This is a genomic window from Kordia periserrulae (assembly GCF_003054265.1).
Taxonomy (GTDB): domain Bacteria; phylum Bacteroidota; class Bacteroidia; order Flavobacteriales; family Flavobacteriaceae; genus Kordia; species Kordia periserrulae.
The window spans coordinates 64,684-81,559 of record NZ_QBKT01000005.1 but is presented as its reverse complement, the minus strand read 5'-3'; the positions used below and the strand labels follow the sequence as shown (position 1 = coordinate 81,559).

Sequence of the window (16,876 nt, the reverse complement as noted above, 5' to 3'; positions counted from 1 at the left end):
TCGTTTCTTATCAGAATAATTCATGACCACAATTCACCTAAAAACAACCGTCAACGCACCAATTGAAACAGTTTTTGACTTGGCAAGAAACATCACGGAACATGAAAATTCTACTAAAAACACGCGCGAAAAAGCCATTGCTGGCAGAACTTCTGGGAAAATCAACTTGGGAGAAACGGTGACGTGGCGCGCCAAGCATTTTGGTTTGTATTTGCAACACACCAGTATTATTTCCGAAATGGAATCGCCCACTTTTTTTGTGGATGAAATGGTAAAAGGTGTCTTTAAAAGTTTCCGACATGAACATATTTTCAACGAAACAAACAACCAAACGGAAATGATTGACAAGCTTTCGTACGAAGTGCCGTATGGTATTTTTGGACGAATTTTTAATTACCTCGTTCTCAAATCGTATCTCACCAAATTTTTACACGAACGGAATCTACACCTCAAACAGCGTGCAGAATTGTGATTTTTAACAAATTGAGCTGTTTTTCCATTCGTGCAATAATTTTTTATTTCAACAATATCGTTTACATTTGAAAAAATAACAGTTCTCAAATGCCAAACAACCAACTGGATCCTAATAAATGGATTGCGCTTTATGCGGATTATCTTTTCAATTACACCATAGTGCGGGTAAACGATAGAGAAACTGCGCAAGATTTAGTCCAAGAAACCTTTTTTGCGGGATTAAAATCTATGGAAAACTTTAAAGGAGAAGCTTCTGAACGTACGTGGTTGATTTCTATTTTAAAGCGAAAAATTATTGATTATTATCGCAAAATAAATTCAAAAAAAGGACAAGCAGAAGTTAGAATTAATTACAATGCTGATACAGAATCGGAAGGTGATTGGTTGGAAGAACGTGTAGCAGATACTTTTGACAGAAACGCGGAAGATGTGATGCAAAATGAAGAACTCGGATTGGCTATTGAAGATTGTATTGACAAGCTTCCTGAAAAGCAAGCCACGATTTTTAAAATGAAAACCATTTTAGGATACGACACCGAAACAATTTGTAATGATTTGAATATCACCGCGTCTAACCTTTGGGTAATTATCCATAGAGCACGGACAGCGCTTTCTGGATGTTTAGAGCAAAACTGGTATTAATACGAATGCAGATGAGTACAAAATTCAAATTTTTCATTTCCTGTGAAGAAGCCAAACATATTTGTGATAAATCGCAATATGGCGAGGCTAGCTTTTGGGAAAAAGTAAAACTTAAAGTAAGACTTTCTTGGTGCCATATTACACGTGCATATTCAAACAAAAATAGCAAGTTGACTGAATTGATGAAAAAATCAAATATTGATGCTATTGAACAAGAAAAGAAGGAAGAAATGCAACGCAAATTGCAAGAAGAAATGAGCAAATACTAAGTACAAAGTAACAACAGTAAAAACCATACAATCGGAATACTTTCCACCCAAAAAGCAGTAAAGTATTTCGATTTTTTTATGCGCGATTGCCAAATAGATACAATCAACAACAATCCAATTCCAGCAGCAATAAAAAACGCTACTGAGAAAGCATTTCTAAGATAAAATTCCAACACAATAAACAACAGAATCCACACATAGGCGAGTCGCTTCGTTTGCAAAATTCCCAATCGTTGTGGCAAAGTTCCTAAAGCTGCGTCATCATACGACATGTCGCTAATCTCAAACGGAATCATCAAAATCAAAATCAAGAGAAAACGCTGTAAGCACAGTAAAAACACGTTGGTTTCTACTAAGGAAACATCTGCATTTAGCAAAGGTAAAACTACCGTAACGCCTGTCCAACACAACGCCACAACTGCAATTTTATAGCCTGGTAACGTTCGTAGATTTTTCTGTTTGGGTAAAAATGGTAAAATATATAAAGTAGACAACAAGCCCAATCCAACAGCTACGAACAACGTTTTCAATTGCAATTGAAGCGCATAATAACACGCCAATACGAAACACACAAAACTCAAAATTTGTATATATCGCAAGTATCGAGTGGCGACAAAAAAATATTGCTTTGCTGAACTTCCATATTTTATAAAATTATACGTCACAATCGTACTATAAAATGTGAAATATAAAACAGCTTCGTCATACGGCATTTTGAAAAAAATCAACGTCGTATACGTCAATGCATATACGCTTAATCCTATATGAATACTGCTATCTAAATAAAAATCGAAAAGCCTTTTGAAAACATTCATTACACAAAAATAACCAAACTGTTCATAACCCAACTTTTTCGTTAAAAACTTTCCGTATTCGCCGACTTATAAAATTGCTTAGAAGTAATTTTTTAGTTGTATTTTTGCACGTTATAAGCACAACTATAAAAAAGAAACACATAGCTGATGAAAACTGATTCTTTTTCATTGAGACATAATGGAATTCGCTCGAAAGATGTTCCACAAATGTTAGAAACTATCGGAGTGGACTCCATTGAACACTTAATGAACGAAACTATTCCTGACGGAATTCGTTTGCGAGAAGCACTTGCTCTTCCAGAAGGATTGAGCGAGAACGAATTTTTAGCGCACATGCAACAGCTTGCAGGTCACAATAAAATTTTCAAAACATATATTGGTTTAGGATACCACGAAGCCGTAACTCCGCCAGTAATTCAACGCAATATTTTAGAAAATCCAGGTTGGTATACAGCCTACACGCCATACCAAGCGGAAATAGCGCAAGGACGATTGGAAGCGTTGTTAAACTTCCAAACGGTAGTTACGGAATTGACAGGAATGGAACTTGCCAATGCGTCACTTTTGGACGAAAGTACCGCAGCAGCAGAAGCCATGACTATGCTATTCGGCGTGCGATCAAGAGCGCAGAAAAAAGACAATGTGGTGAAGTTTTTTGTGTCGGAAGAAGTACTACCACAAACCATTTCATTGCTAAAAACTCGCGCCATTCCAATTGGTATTGAGTTGGTCATTGGAAATCATGAAACGTTTGACTTTTCTTCAGACTATTTTGGTGCTTTATTGCAATATCCAGGCAAATACGGACAAATATTTGATTACAGAGCATTCACAGAAAAAGCCAACGAAAATGATATTAAAGTTGCAGTAGCTGCAGACATTTTAAGTTTGGTATTACTAGAATCGCCAGGAAATTTCGGTGTAGATGTTGTGGTAGGAACCACACAGCGTTTTGGAATTCCTTTAGGATATGGTGGACCGCACGCAGCATTTTTCGCAACAAAAGAAGCCTACAAACGAAGCATTCCAGGAAGAATCATCGGTGTTACCAAAGATACCGACGGAAATCGCGCCTTGCGTATGGCATTGCAAACGCGTGAGCAACATATTAAACGAGACAAAGCAACTTCTAACATCTGTACCGCACAAGTATTGCTAGCCGTTATGGCAGGAATGTACGCTGTATATCACGGACCAAACGGATTGCGCTACATCGCCAACAAAGTACACGCAAATGCGGTAAGTTTGGCAAATGCCTTAGAAACATTAGGTTTTGAGCAAACAAACACTTCGTTCTTTGATACAATTGTCATCAAAGCAGACGCTGCAAAAGTGAAAGAAATTGCAGAATACAACGAAGTCAACTTTTTATACATTGACGAAGAAACGGTTGCCATTTCTCTAAACGAAGCAACTTCTCAACAAGATTTACAAGATATTATCTTCATCTTTGCGGCAGTTGCTGTAAAAGAAACGGTAGCTATCCAAGAAAATAACACCTCAAAAATATTGCCTTCTGTAGTACGTAAAACTGCATTCATGGAAGAAGCAGTATTCAACAGTTACCATTCGGAAACGGAAATGATGCGTTACATCAAAAAACTAGAACGTAAAGATTTATCGCTAAATCACTCCATGATTGCCTTGGGTTCTTGTACGATGAAATTGAACGCTGCGGCGGAAATGTTATCGTTAAGTTCACCTCAGTGGAATAATATTCACCCTTTTGTCCCAGTTGACCAAGCAGAAGGCTATCAAATATTACTAAAAGAATTAACACATCAACTAAATGTAGTTACAGGATTCGCAGGAACTTCTTTGCAACCAAACTCTGGTGCGCAAGGAGAATTTGCTGGATTGATGGTGATTAGAGCCTATCACGAATCGAGAGGTGACACACACAGAAACATCTGTTTAATTCCTTCATCGGCACACGGAACAAATCCTGCAAGTGCTGTGATGGCAGGAATGCAAGTGGTGGTTACCAAAACTTCTGACAATGGAAACATTGATGTAGACGATTTACGCGAAAAAGCATTGTTACACAAAGACAATCTAGCCGCGTTGATGGTAACGTATCCTTCTACACACGGAGTTTTTGAAGCTACGATTAAAGAAATTACTAAAATTATTCACGATAATGGTGGACAAGTGTATATGGACGGTGCAAACATGAACGCACAAGTAGGATTGACCAACCCTGCAACGATTGGCGCTGATGTTTGTCACTTAAACTTACACAAAACATTCGCCATTCCACATGGCGGTGGTGGCCCTGGTGTTGGACCAATTTGTGTCGCAGAACACTTAACCCCATTCTTACCAAGCAATCCTTTGATTGAAACTGGTGGCGATCAAGCAATTACCGCAATTTCTGCAGCTCCTTGGGGAAGCGCTTTGGTGTGTTTAATTTCGTATGGATACATTACCATGTTAGGCTCAAAAGGATTGACCGAAGCTACGGAATATGCTATTTTGAACGCCAACTACATCAAAGGTCGTTTAGAAAAGCAGTACACTATTTTATACACCAATGAACGTGGACGCTGTGCGCACGAAATGATTATTGATTGCAGACCTTTCAAACAACACGGAATTGAAGTTACGGACATCGCAAAACGTTTGATGGATTACGGTTTCCACGCGCCAACCGTGTCGTTCCCAGTAAATGGAACGATTATGATTGAACCAACAGAAAGCGAAAGCATAGCGGAGTTAGACCGATTCTGTGATGCAATGCTATCAATTTTTGAAGAAATCTCAGAAGCAAGTGCTAGCGATACCAATAACGTGATGAAAAACGCACCACATACCCTAAGTATGTTAACGACTGATGAATGGAATCTTCCATACTCACGACAAAAAGCAGCGTTTCCGTTACCGTATGTAGCAGACAATAAATTTTGGCCTTCAGTGCGTCGTGTAGACGATGCGTACGGAGATCGAAACTTAATCTGTACTTGTGCGCCAATTGAAGCCTATGCAGAAGCATAAACATTCAAAAAACAGTTGATAAATATCATTTGGAGCGTTTTACACAAACGCTCCTTTTTTTTAAATCTCTTTTAAATTTCTTTGAATAATTAGTAATTTTAAGCATACTTTATTGTAAATTATTCAAAAAATAAACCGTTTACTATTATTTCCTTAAAAATGATTTTTTAGAAGCGACAACTAAATAATTACAAAAGTATAATTATTAATTTAGTAGATTAAAACCTTTAAAATAAAAGCAGTATGAACGTTAGAATTACTGGTACAGGAAGCTTTATTCCTTCAGAAATTGAAACTAATGAAGATTTTCACCAACACCAATTCCTAAATGAAGATGGTAGTCCGTTTAAACAAAACACCGACATCATCATCAAAAAATTCAAATCTATTACAGGAATTCGTGAACGTAGATATGCTAAACAACACCACAATGCTTCTGATTTGGCATTCTTTGCCGCCGAAAAAGCTATTGCAGATGCAAATATCAATCCCGAAGAATTAGACTATATCATTTTTGCTCACAACTTTGGAGATGTAAAACACAACACCATTCAAAGTGATATTTTACCAAGTTTGGCAAGTAGAGTAAAACACAGTCTACGCATCAAAAACCCAAAATGTGTAGCATATGATATTCTTTTTGGCTGTCCAGGTTGGGCAGAAGGTGTCATTCAAGCAAATGCATTTATCAAAGCAGGAATAGCGAAAAAATGCTTAGTAATTGGTGGAGAAACCTTGTCAAGAGTAGTAGACAAATACGACCGTGATTCCATGATTTATTCGGATGGTGCTGGTGCAACTATTATAGAAGCTTCCAACGATGAAGGCGGTATTATCACTCACGAAACTGCAACATTTACGTATGACGAAGCCTATTATTTATACTTTGGAAAATCGAACAATCAGGAATTGTGTAAAGACACGCGCTACATCAAAATGTTTGGACGTAAGATTTACGAATTTGCACTAACAAATGTGCCATTGGCAATGAAAGCGTGTTTAGATAAAAGTAATATTGACATCAAAGACTTGAAGAAAATCTTTATTCATCAAGCCAACGAAAAAATGGACGAAGCTATTGTAGAACGCTTTTACAAGTTATACAATCAAGAAATGCCAGAAGGTATCATGCCGATGAATATTCACAAATTTGGAAACAGTTCAGTTGCTACCATTCCGACATTATTTGACATGGTTTCCAAAGGAGAAGTAGAAAATCAAAACATTCAAAAAGGCGATATTATTATGTTTGCTAGTGTTGGTGCAGGAATGAACATCAACGCGATTGTTTACAAATACTAAAATGAATCACGATACAATTGCCATTATTGGCGGTGGAAATTTAGGAAAATCCATTGCGCAAGGATTGCTAAAACAACACAATCCTTCGCAAATGTATGTGACGCGCACAAAAGTAGCATTGTTGGACGATTTGAAAGCTATAGGCGTACATACCACTTCCGATAATATCTTGGCAGTACAGCAATCGAAAATCTTAATTTTTGCCTTAAAACCGTATCGCATTGAAAGTGTATTAAAAGAATTAGCGCCGTATATCACTGAAAATCATTTGGTGATTTCTGTGATTAGTGATTTCTCTATAGAACAACTAAAATCGTGTGTTTCTGATACAGTGCAAATTGTTCGTGCCATGCCCAATACGGCGGCGGCAATTGGCGAATCGTTGACGTGTTTAGCTACGAAAAACGCTTCCGCAGCAAACATGTCTAAAGCGAAATTGATTTTTGACTCTTTAGGCGAAACCATTGAAATTGACGAAAGTTTGATGGATGCAGCTACGGTTCTTGGCGCGTGTGGAATTGCCTACGTATTGCGTTTTATCCGCGCGATGATTCAAGGCGGCATTGAAATTGGATTTGATGCCAAAACCGCAACGAAAATCGCATCGCAAACGGTAAAAGGTGCTAGTGAATTGTTACTTCAAAACGGCAATCATCCGGAAGAAGAAATTGATAAAGTAACCACACCAAAAGGCTGTACCATTGCAGGTTTGAACGAAATGGAACATCAAGGTTTTAGTTCGTCACTTATCAAAGGAATTAAGACTTCTATTGAAACGATTCAGAAGGATTGATACTCTGGATTTTGAATGTTAAATGTTGGATGCTGAATTGTAAATTACTCGCTGTTAGACCGCACAATGTGCTTTTAGATTAGAAATTCATAGCTGTTCTCGATACAACGAACTAGTGTTCGCCACTCGAACTGACGTCTTGTGGAACTTGAGATAGTATTGAGAAATGAGTAGTGAGTAGTGAGATTTTTTTCAACTAACCTCTTTAACTTCAAACCCCAAACTGTCACTTCGAGTGAAATCTTGAAAAGATTTTGTATCGAGAAGTGCTTTGAAACTAAAATTTTGAATGTTGGATGTTGAATTTTAAATTACGCTAAACTCTAAACTTATAAACTCCAAAGAGCAAACAATAAACCATTGGTACATTTTCAAATTAATACATTAAAAAAGCCGTCACTTCGAGTATTTTTCTACACATTGAGTTTGTCGAAATGAAAGAAAAATGTATCGAGAAGTGCTTTGAAACACAACGTTCCCTAGCAATTTCGACTGCGCTCAATCTGACAAATATATTTTCAAATCAACCCAAATACTTCGTAATCTTCGAACTCATGGGTTTTGTGAGGGAATAGTAATAATTGATAAATTCACCATTCTCATCTACTACATACTTTTGAAAATTCCATTTTACGCTTGAACCTTTCTTGCCGTTCAGTTCTTTATGTGTCAACCACGTGTACAACGGATGCTGTTTTTTTCCTTTGACTTCCAATTTTTCCGTCAGCGGAAAGGTGACTCCAAAGTTTACCTGACAAAACTCCTGAATTTGTGAAGCGTTGCCAGGTTCTTGTTTCCCAAATTGATTGCATGGCGAACCAATGACTACCAATTCATCTTTATATGTATCGCTTAATTCTTGTAATTCTTTGTATTGTTTGGTGAATCCGCATTTGGAAGCTACATTGACAAACAGCATTTTCTTTCCTTTAAAATCTGATAAGGACATCGGATTTCCTTGCAAATCGTTCAGTTCAATATCGTAGATTGATGTTGGAACATTTTGTATCTTTTCCGTACTCAGTTTGGCGCGATTGATTAATTTCATAACAATTCTTTTTTTCTTTTTCTTTCTACAAAAATAACGATTTTAGTAGTCATTAATAGTATTGAAAAGATTCAAAAAGGATTGCTATTTTTACAAAAAATAAAATATGAAATTACGTCTATTCAAAGAGTTTAAAGAATTTGCTGTAAAAGGAAATATGATTGACATCGCCATTGGAGTGATTATCGGTGCGGCGTTCAATAAAGTGATTGATGTGTTGGTAAAAGAAGTGCTACTTCCGCCTCTTTCTTTGATGACTGACGGAATTAACTGGTCAGACAAAAAACTGATACTACGAGAAGCCATCTTAGTAGACGGACAAGCTACAGTGCAAGAAGTTTCGATTGCGTACGGAAAACTACTAGAAGTACTACTCGATTTTGCTATTATTGGTTTTACGGTGTTTTTAGTGGTAAAATTCATGAATTCGATTCGACAAAAAGCACAAGATCCAAAAAACACCACAGTTGCCACACCAAAAGATATTGAATTGCTCAATCGTATGACGGAATTGCTAGAGAAGCAACTGGAAATTGCTGAGAAAAATGCTGTTAAGTAGTTTTTCTAAATTTTGAATGTTGAATGTTGGGTGTTGAATTATTCAAAATTTAAATATATAAACCTTTAAACTATAGAGATTCATAGCTGTTCTCGATACATTTTTCTTGCCGAAAAACACTCGAACTGACGTGTTGTGAAATTTTGAAATAGATTTGAGATGTTAGTATTGAGAATTGAGATTTTTCAAACCCTAAACTCTTAAACATATAAACTCATAAACTTCAATTTCAAATCAAACAATTGACACATTAAAACCTTTCTGCAATCCAATCATTGACTGCAGGAATCATTCGGAGTTTGTAAATCACGATTCCGTTGACAAGCATACAGGTGCCAACTTTTAGAGCGATATCTAAAATAGTATAGTTTGTAGTTGGAATACTGTTCAGCAAACTTACCGTTCCTACAAAAGAAATTAGCAACCAAAGATGCTTTTGCGTAAACGGTTGAATCTTATATTTTGAATAGATAAAAATCAATTTGATAGTATTGTATAGTGTCATAGAAATCAACGTGGCATACGCCGCACCTTCAATACCCAATTGCAAATACTTGATGAAATAAATGTTCAACGAAATATTCAGCACTACTAAAATGGCAATCGCCACCATGTTGAAGCGATAGTATTTGGAATACAATAAAATGTGTGAATTGAACGAAGTTGTCATGTCAATTACAACATTGAAACTCAATATTAAAATGATGGGAATGGTGTCTGCTAAATTTTCTCGCGTAGGCAAAATTGAAAATAAATCATTCACACCTAAAAAGATACAACACAACAAAAATCCGCCTACAGCAAATAATAATTTTGACACTTCTTGATACTTTTTCCCTAACGACGTAATTTCATCTTTTGCAATATATTCTGTAATAATCGGACTGTAAATCGTGTACAAACCAATGGCAGGAATTGCGAGTGTTGCCGCCAAAACCACGCCAATACTGTAGGTTCCGTTTGCCGTCATGGCATTGCCTTCTTCTATCAAATTTGGCACCATAATTCCGTCAATTTTAAACGCCAATAACGAACCTAAAATACTAAAAAAAGCAAAGAGACTGTACTTTATATATTCGCCTCTAAATGCACGATGAAATACTTTTTTGGGCTTGAATAGGAATTGAATATTCGCCACCTTTTTCACATACCATAGTGCAATCAACATGATAATCACAAAGCAAAGTACATACACGATTTTTCCTGTTTCTAGCGTGATGATGTTTCCTAAGTAGAGCAAAAAGATGGCTGGAAAGAATAGTTTAATCGAAAACCGTTCTAAAACCGTCGGAATTGCAATTTTTTTATAGTTAGACGCTTGCCGTTTGCATACATCCATAATCGCGAACGCAAAACCAACAATCACCGAATATGCGATATAATCAAACGCATGAAAATCTGGCAAAAGACTGGAAAACGAATTGGCAAGCAACAAGAAAATAACAGAAAACAAGATGCTGTTTACGACGACAATCAACAAGGTTGTGGAGAAAAAAACGTTTCGCTTTTCAGCAGATTCTTTAAAGCGAGGAAAATAATTGACCAGCGATTGCGAGGTTCCAAACACGAAAAACGCCATCAGAATTTGTGCACCGTCAAAAATATAACGAATAATACCCAAAAACTCTTTGTCGTTTGGATAAATAAAAAGCGTTGACACAATACCAATAGCCGCACCAACATAATTGATGATGCTAAATTTGAGCGTTTGTGATGAAACTTCTTTTTGCTGTTTTTCCAATCGTGTAGATATTTCCTAACAAATGTAAGGATTTTTGTATTGTGAGTTGAAGAAGTATTTATATACGTTATATCTTCCGTTTTAAAACATCGAATACTATATGTGAAAGCAATTATTGCTTCGGTAAAATATGGACGTTTCCCATTCGCTGTGGTTGATAGGTCCTAATCCTCGAAAGTTGATTTTTTTGAATCCGTGTTTTCTAAAATGTGCGTACCCTTCTTCATATTCTGTTCTATCGGAGTTGTCCCAAATCACAATTCCGTCTTCTTTTAACGCGTTGATACAATTTTTAGCACAAGCAACTCTGTCACGTCCATCAATGACGATGATGTCAAATGTATTGGCAAATTCTAAAATTTTATCACTATATCCTTGATCTAATGGAATGTACTCATATTGTACATTTTGGAGTACACTGATGTCATTTACTTTTTGATCAAAAAACGCTTTATCGTGTTCTACGGAGTGCAAATGTGCCACTTTTGAAGCAAACCAAAGTGTAGAATTTCCACTTCCATATTCAAACACTGTAAAAGACGTATTGTTAAGTTTCTCGGTAATAAAGTGAATGGATGCGTACGTAAACCAAGGCAATGGAGTTTTGTTTTGGTCGACAGGTGCCAGCAAAAATCTACTCAAAAACCATCCTTTGGGTTTTAGGTATTTTTTTGAAAAAAAGTAGAGTTCCAACAATCGCGAGGTAAATGGAAACTTTCGAAGTATTTTTTTTAAGAAATTCATCTGTAGCGATAAAAATTACGACTTGATTTGAGAACACAATATTAGACATTTATTTTCTAATACTGTATTTTAAGTGCTTTGTTTTCCATGGCGTAAAAAAGCATTAGCGTCTGAGAGTAATATTGGTCATATAGGTTAATTCTTGATCATTTAGCGTATATTCAATCAAAATCCAATAGTCGCTCGAAGGAAGAACTCTGCCTCTGTAAGTTCCATCCCAAGCAGGCAAGTTAGGCGTTAACGTCTTAATGAGTTTGCCATAACGATCAAAGATGTACACTATGTACGGACAACCTTGTACATCTTCCAAATGCCAAGTATCATTAAAACCGTCGTTATTAGGTGTGAAAAATTTCCGTACGCTAAAGCATTGCGGTTCTTCGCAAATTAATGTGAGTTCAGCAAACATATCCAAACATCCCGTACCGCTTTCTTCTACCGTAAAATTCGTATAAATTCCAAAACCGAGATTTTCAAGCAATATAATACCTTGAGCATTTGCAATGATTGTTTCGGTAAAAATTGTTCCGTCTATTTCGTAAGAAACAATATATACTGTGTTTGGATCACCTCCTTGAAAAGAAATGCTACCGTCATTAATGCCGCATCCGCTTGGATTGGTTACACTTGCGGTTACTGTGAAATTTGTACTGTCTAATACCAAATCGCCAATGGTCGCTGAACAACTCGTAGCGACTTCTTCCACAATAATAGAAGTATAATTTCCTGCGCCTAGATTGTCTAATAGAATCACACCAGAAGCATCTGCCGTTACGGAAACTGTCTGTGCAGCACCATTGAGCATATAGGAAACTGTGTAGGTCTCGTTGGCTGTTCCGCTTTGAAAAGAAATTGCACCGTCATTAATGCCGCATCCGCTTGGATTTATTACGCTTGCGGTTACTGTGAAATTTGTACTGTCTAATACCAAATCGCCAATGGTCGTACTACAGCTTGTGGCAACTTCTTCCACAATGATGGAAGTATAATTTCCTGCGTCTAGATTGTTTAATAGAATCACACCAGAAGCATCTGCCGTTACGGAAACTGTCTGTGCAGCGCCATTAAGCATAAAGGATACTGAATAGGTCTCGTTGGCAGTGCCACTTTGAAAAGAAATTGTACCGTCATTCATTCCGCACCCACTTGGATTTATTACGCTTGCGGTTACTGTGAAATTTGTACTGTCTAATACCAAATCGCCAATGGTCGTAGTACAGCTTGTGGCAACTTCTTCCACAATGATGGAAGTATAATTTCCTGCGCCTAGATTGTCTAATAGAATCACACCAGAAGCATCTGCCGTTACGGAAACTGTCTGTCCAGCGCCATTGAGCATATAGGAAACCGTATAGGTCTCGTTGGCTATGCCACTTTGAAAGGAAATTGTACCGTCATTCATTCCGCACCCACTTGGATCTGTAGTATTTGGAGTAAGCATGAGTGAAACACCTTCAATTTGTATGGATCCGATACCGTCTGAACAAGAAGAAACGGTATCAATAACCATAATAAATTCATACAGTCCTTCACTTAAATTCGTTATTAAAATCTCGCCATTAGCGTCAGCAGTATAGGTGCTTTGAATTTGATTTGATTGAAAAAAATAATCTACCACATAACTCTGATTTGGCACCAAGCCAGCAATTAAAATTGTTCCATCTGCACTGTTGCACGATGTTACATCACTTTCAGTAAAGCTTGCGTTAAAATCAGGTTGATTGATGAATATATCTCCCAAATTGTCAATACAATTTAAGCTGGTGTTTAGGACTTCAAATGAAAAATAGGTGCCCCCTAAAAGATTAGAAAGTATTATTTCTCCATCGGCATCTGATGTAAAATTTAACACTTCAGTTACCCCATTGAACTGATATGTAATCTGATATGCGAAATTTGCTCCCAAATTACTTACTACAATACTCGCATCTGCCGCTCCACATATAGATGGAAGTTGAGTAACAAAATTTACATTTAAATTATTTCCATTCAAAGTAACACTACCCACATTATCTGAGCATCCAATTGTAGTATCGGTCACTGTAATATTGGTATAGATACCTGTAGACAGTCCAGTAATTATCAATTCTCCATTGCTGTTTGAGGTAGTAGATTGAAATAACGTAGATCCATCTATTTCGTATGAAACATGGTAGGAAGTATTTGCACTTACGTTGCCTAGAGTAATTTGTCCGTCGGTTGCTCCGCACGCAGTAGGATCTTGTGAATTTAATACGGAATATGCCAATTCTCCCAACTCTAAAATCCAAACGGCACCTTTATCGTTTCCATTTTCGCTATCCTTGTAAGCGCCAACTGCAAAACGATAAATTCCATTGTCATTTAAAACACTGACTCCTCCTCCAAAGAAATCTCCAGAATTTAAGTTTCCAGAAAAACAATTTTCTCCAAATGTATACATTCGTTCTTCAGATACTGTGCCATCCGTATTAAGTTCGATTAAGAAAAAAGCGCCTGTTTGACTGGATAATGTAGGGTTTTGTTGCTGTAACGCGCCTACGACGATTTCAATTTTCCCATCATTATCAATATCGACAACGCCATCAATAGATTCTCCAAAAAGGGCATTTACAGTAAGGGTTCCATTTAATCCTCCGACTAGATTTGATACTTTTTGGTAATCTTTTACGGTTCCGTTTGCGTTTAAAAACAATACATAAAAACTTCCAGAGTTGGAAATTTGATCATCATCCCGATAGGCTCCTACCACAATATCTGTTACACCATCTTGATCTAAATCACCAATATTTACAACCGATCCTCCAAAATAATCTTCAAAATCTAATGGTTCAAAGAAATTCCCTTGTGTATCACTTATTTTTTGAAAACTGTTGACAGTAAAATCAGCATTCATAAACAAAATCCAAACAGCACCTCTTCTAGAACCTCCATCTGCATCTCTTCGAGAACCGACCGCCAAATCCTGAATACCGTCTCCATTTAAATCTCCAATATTTTCTATATCAGTTCCAAAGATGGCGTCTCCATTGATAAAACCTGTAAACCCTCCTTGTGTGTCGCTGATTTTGGAATGCGAAAATACAGTACCATCGTTGTTGAGACTTAAAATCCAGACTGCTCCATGCCAAAATCCTCCATCTCCATCATAATCAGCTCCTACTGCTAACTCAATACGCCCATCGTTGTTTAAATCGCCCAAAAATGCCACAGCACCTCCAAATCGGTCGTCAGGATCTAAAGTTCCAGTAAAGTTTCCGCTTGTATCGCTAATTTTTGTGTGTGATAGTACCTGATTGTTGGCGTCCAAAAATAAAATCCAAACAGCACCTTTGTCGATACCTCCGTCATCATCTGTATAGGCACCAACTGCGACATCATTTATACCATTTCCATCAAGATCACCTATATAGTCTATGGAGATTCCAAAGTTATCGTTTATGTCAAGATTCCCTGTGAAATTTCCATTCAATTCATTGATTTTTTGAAAACTAGCTATCGAATAATTTTGAGCATGACCAAGAAGCACAAAAATGCTTGAGAAGAGAATTGAGAGTCGCTTTATCATTTAAAAAAATAGTATGGGAAATTTTGAGATCACTATATTTGCAATATACATAAAATTATGAATCTACTGTACAAGATTATCTATCACCCCGCCATAAATAAGGTTATTAGAAATACCTGCCTACTTTTTAAGAATATATTACCTTCATCGCTTAAAATAAATCCTGCGGGAACGCTTGTAATTCCTATTGATGGAACAAAAGCCCGTTTCGTTTTAAAAACCAATCAAACTAGCTATATCAGTAGAGAACTTTTTTGGGATGGTGCTATGAATTTTGAGTACACACCTGTGTTTGTGGGCTTAATACAAAAAGTAGCTGTTTTTTTGGATATTGGTGCCAATATTGGTTACTACTCTATTTTGGGAAGTACCGTAAATTCACATTTGACCACGTATGCTTTTGAACCAGCTTTGGGTGCACGCACTTATTTAGATGAAAATGTAAAAATTAATCACTTTTCAAATCGAATTTTTGTGGAGTCGTATGCGCTTATGGATCATCCTGGCGAAATTGACTTTTTTGAAATTCGCAATAAAAAATATCCTGCTATTTATAACTTATCTGGCGAACATAATATTGGCACTAAAACATATAAGTTATCAAACAAAATACGAGTAGAAGCCACCACTTTGGATGCTTATTTTTCGAACCATGATATTAACGCTCTTGATATTATAAAATTAGATACCGAAGGTGCAGAGGGTCTGATTTTAAAAGGAGCAAAAACAGTTATTGAGCGTTACCAACCTATTATTATTTGTGAAGTTTTGTTTGATAGAATTGAGAAAGAGCTTGAAAAAATAATGCGCCAACATGAATATGTATTTTATGCACATACCGACGAAGGTTTGCGATTGATAGATACGCTCATACGAGAAAAAGACGATGGTGTAAGAAATGTATTTTTTACTCCAAAAAGCAAGCAACAACTACTTGAAGAGTGGATTATTGAATAAACAAATGCTTATGCTAACTAACCTTTTTTACAGTAGAAAATAATAACACGTACATGCGATATAGTATTATCATTCCCGCGCACAACGAAGCCGATTTTATTGAAAAAACGCTGAATTCTGTTGTGCAACAAACGAAACTTCCCAAGAAAGTGGTGGTTGTGAATGATAATTCTTCGGATGCTACCGAAACGATTATTAATAAATTCATCAAAGAATACACTTTTATTACCAAAGTAAACACCAATGCTACGGATGAGCATCTTCCTGGAAGCAAAGTAATAAATGCTTTTTATAAAGGTTTCGAAACACTGGATGCTAATTTTGATATCATTGTGAAGTTGGACGCGGATGTAATTTTGCCTAAAAACTATTTTGAAACGATTTGCAATCACTTTGAAAATGATGAAACTATCGGAATTGCTGGCGGTTTGGCATTTATCGAAAAAAATGGCAACTGGATGTATGAAGCTATTGCCGATAAAAATCATGTGCGTGGTCCGTTTAAAGCCTATCGAAAAGCCTGTTTTGAGCAAATTGGCGGTTTGAAAAAATCATTGGGTTGGGATACGGCTGATGTGCTGTTAGCACGGTTTTATGGCTGGAACGTATTTGTGGATGAATCGTTACACGTTAAACATTTAAAACCCACAGGAAACGCTTACAAGCAACAAGTGCATCAAAAGCATGGTGAAGTTTTTTACAAGTTGGGATACGGTTTTTGGATTTCATTAATTTCTTCGCTTAAAATTGCGCTCAAAAAGAAAAGTCCTCGTGTATTTTTTGATTATATGAATGGTTTTTTTGCGGCTAAAAAGGCGAAAACACCAAAAATGGTTACTGAAGAGCAAGCTACTTTCATTCGCTCTTACAGACGTACGCAAATGACACAAAAGCTAAAACGTTTTTTACGTATCTCATAGTGAGAAAAATAACAGTGATTTCTTTGTATTTTTAACAAAAACTTGTCGTGTTTCAGAAATTTGATGTAAAT

The 16,876-nt window shown here is 36.6% G+C and carries 14 protein-coding genes; 9 read left to right on the top strand and 5 right to left on the bottom strand.

Annotated elements, in window-relative coordinates; genetic code table 11:
* Nucleotides 1-22: 22 nt before the first annotated feature.
* The 3 genes from C8N46_RS11450 to C8N46_RS11440 all read left to right on the top strand — a co-directional run bounded on the left by C8N46_RS11450 (nucleotide 23) and on the right by C8N46_RS11440 (nucleotide 1,385).
* Nucleotides 23-472 (top strand): SRPBCC family protein, encoded by a 450-nt coding sequence (locus tag C8N46_RS11450; RefSeq protein ID WP_108115044.1) that lies wholly within the window; start codon nucleotides 23-25, stop codon nucleotides 470-472.
* An 89-nt stretch (nucleotides 473-561) separates the two neighbouring features.
* Nucleotides 562-1,116 carry a sigma-70 family RNA polymerase sigma factor gene (locus C8N46_RS11445; RefSeq protein ID WP_108115043.1) on the top strand — a complete coding sequence of 185 codons (555 nt, stop codon included), beginning with the start codon at nucleotides 562-564 and terminating at the stop codon, nucleotides 1,114-1,116.
* A gap of 11 nt (nucleotides 1,117-1,127) precedes the next feature.
* Complete coding sequence (locus tag C8N46_RS11440) at nucleotides 1,128-1,385, top strand: hypothetical protein (RefSeq protein WP_108115042.1); 258 nt, start codon at nucleotides 1,128-1,130, stop codon at nucleotides 1,383-1,385.
* Here C8N46_RS11440 and C8N46_RS11435 read toward each other — a convergent pair.
* Nucleotides 1,382-2,200: a UbiA prenyltransferase family protein gene (locus C8N46_RS11435; protein ID WP_108115041.1), complete on the bottom strand. Its 819-nt coding sequence runs from the start codon at nucleotides 2,198-2,200 to the stop codon at nucleotides 1,382-1,384. The two genes, C8N46_RS11440 and C8N46_RS11435, sit on opposite strands and share 4 nt — an antisense overlap.
* Before the next feature lie 147 nt (nucleotides 2,201-2,347).
* Here C8N46_RS11435 and gcvP point away from each other — a divergent pair, with 147 nt between their 5' ends.
* The 3 genes from gcvP (at nucleotide 2,348) to proC (ending at nucleotide 7,289) form a co-directional block, all read left to right on the top strand.
* Complete coding sequence (gcvP, locus tag C8N46_RS11430) at nucleotides 2,348-5,194, top strand: aminomethyl-transferring glycine dehydrogenase (RefSeq protein ID WP_108115040.1); 2,847 nt, start codon at nucleotides 2,348-2,350, stop codon at nucleotides 5,192-5,194.
* A 243-nt stretch (nucleotides 5,195-5,437) separates the two neighbouring features.
* Complete coding sequence (locus C8N46_RS11425) at nucleotides 5,438-6,496, top strand: 3-oxoacyl-ACP synthase III family protein (RefSeq protein ID WP_108115039.1); 1,059 nt, start codon at nucleotides 5,438-5,440, stop codon at nucleotides 6,494-6,496.
* A 1-nt stretch (nucleotide 6,497) separates the two neighbouring features.
* Nucleotides 6,498-7,289 carry a pyrroline-5-carboxylate reductase gene (gene proC / locus C8N46_RS11420; RefSeq protein ID WP_108115294.1) on the top strand — a complete coding sequence of 264 codons (792 nt, stop codon included), beginning with the start codon at nucleotides 6,498-6,500 and terminating at the stop codon, nucleotides 7,287-7,289.
* A 523-nt stretch (nucleotides 7,290-7,812) separates the two neighbouring features.
* Here proC and C8N46_RS11415 read toward each other — a convergent pair.
* Nucleotides 7,813-8,337, bottom strand: a complete 525-nt coding sequence (locus C8N46_RS11415; protein ID WP_108115038.1) for a glutathione peroxidase — start codon at nucleotides 8,335-8,337, stop codon at nucleotides 7,813-7,815.
* A gap of 106 nt (nucleotides 8,338-8,443) precedes the next feature.
* On the opposite strand from C8N46_RS11415, the gene mscL reads away from it, so the two are divergent.
* Nucleotides 8,444-8,896, top strand: a complete 453-nt coding sequence (gene mscL, locus C8N46_RS11410) for a large conductance mechanosensitive channel protein MscL (RefSeq protein ID WP_108115037.1) — start codon at nucleotides 8,444-8,446, stop codon at nucleotides 8,894-8,896.
* A 250-nt stretch (nucleotides 8,897-9,146) separates the two neighbouring features.
* Here the strand turns inward: mscL and C8N46_RS11405 are convergent, their stop codons facing one another.
* The 3 genes from C8N46_RS11405 to C8N46_RS11395 all read right to left on the bottom strand — a co-directional run bounded on the left by C8N46_RS11405 (nucleotide 9,147) and on the right by C8N46_RS11395 (nucleotide 14,832).
* Nucleotides 9,147-10,637, bottom strand: a complete 1,491-nt coding sequence (locus C8N46_RS11405; protein ID WP_108115036.1) for a lipopolysaccharide biosynthesis protein — start codon at nucleotides 10,635-10,637, stop codon at nucleotides 9,147-9,149.
* 96 nt (nucleotides 10,638-10,733) lie between these two features.
* Nucleotides 10,734-11,381, bottom strand: a complete 648-nt coding sequence (locus C8N46_RS11400; RefSeq protein ID WP_108115035.1) for an O-methyltransferase — start codon at nucleotides 11,379-11,381, stop codon at nucleotides 10,734-10,736.
* A 103-nt stretch (nucleotides 11,382-11,484) separates the two neighbouring features.
* Nucleotides 11,485-14,832: a T9SS type B sorting domain-containing protein gene (locus C8N46_RS11395; RefSeq protein WP_158269137.1), complete on the bottom strand. Its 3,348-nt coding sequence runs from the start codon at nucleotides 14,830-14,832 to the stop codon at nucleotides 11,485-11,487.
* Nucleotides 14,833-14,985: 153 nt separating this feature from the next.
* Between C8N46_RS11395 and C8N46_RS11390 the strand changes: the two genes are divergently transcribed.
* Both C8N46_RS11390 and C8N46_RS11385 read left to right on the top strand, forming a co-directional pair.
* Nucleotides 14,986-15,885 carry an FkbM family methyltransferase gene (locus C8N46_RS11390; protein WP_108115033.1) on the top strand — a complete coding sequence of 300 codons (900 nt, stop codon included), beginning with the start codon at nucleotides 14,986-14,988 and terminating at the stop codon, nucleotides 15,883-15,885.
* Between the two features lie 53 nt (nucleotides 15,886-15,938).
* Nucleotides 15,939-16,805, top strand: coding sequence for a glycosyltransferase (locus C8N46_RS11385; RefSeq protein ID WP_108115032.1), 867 nt, complete (start codon nucleotides 15,939-15,941; stop codon nucleotides 16,803-16,805).
* Nucleotides 16,806-16,876 lie beyond the last annotated feature (71 nt).

Bases quoted from the DNA above. Each gene is read 5' to 3' on its own strand.
- C8N46_RS11450 (WP_108115044.1), top strand. From the start codon at position 23: ATGACCACAATTCACCTAAAAACAACCGTCAACGCACCAATTGAAACA.
- C8N46_RS11445 (WP_108115043.1), top strand. From the start codon at position 562: ATGCCAAACAACCAACTGGATCCTAATAAATGGATTGCGCTTTATGCG.
- C8N46_RS11440 (WP_108115042.1), top strand. From the start codon at position 1,128: ATGAGTACAAAATTCAAATTTTTCATTTCCTGTGAAGAAGCCAAACAT.
- C8N46_RS11435 (WP_108115041.1), bottom strand. From the start codon at position 2,200: ATGAATGTTTTCAAAAGGCTTTTCGATTTTTATTTAGATAGCAGTATT.
- gcvP (WP_108115040.1), top strand. From the start codon at position 2,348: ATGAAAACTGATTCTTTTTCATTGAGACATAATGGAATTCGCTCGAAA.
- C8N46_RS11425 (WP_108115039.1), top strand. From the start codon at position 5,438: ATGAACGTTAGAATTACTGGTACAGGAAGCTTTATTCCTTCAGAAATT.
- proC (WP_108115294.1), top strand. From the start codon at position 6,498: ATGAATCACGATACAATTGCCATTATTGGCGGTGGAAATTTAGGAAAA.
- C8N46_RS11415 (WP_108115038.1), bottom strand. From the start codon at position 8,337: ATGAAATTAATCAATCGCGCCAAACTGAGTACGGAAAAGATACAAAAT.
- mscL (WP_108115037.1), top strand. From the start codon at position 8,444: ATGAAATTACGTCTATTCAAAGAGTTTAAAGAATTTGCTGTAAAAGGA.
- C8N46_RS11400 (WP_108115035.1), bottom strand. From the start codon at position 11,381: ATGAATTTCTTAAAAAAAATACTTCGAAAGTTTCCATTTACCTCGCGA.
- C8N46_RS11390 (WP_108115033.1), top strand. From the start codon at position 14,986: ATGAATCTACTGTACAAGATTATCTATCACCCCGCCATAAATAAGGTT.
- C8N46_RS11385 (WP_108115032.1), top strand. From the start codon at position 15,939: ATGCGATATAGTATTATCATTCCCGCGCACAACGAAGCCGATTTTATT.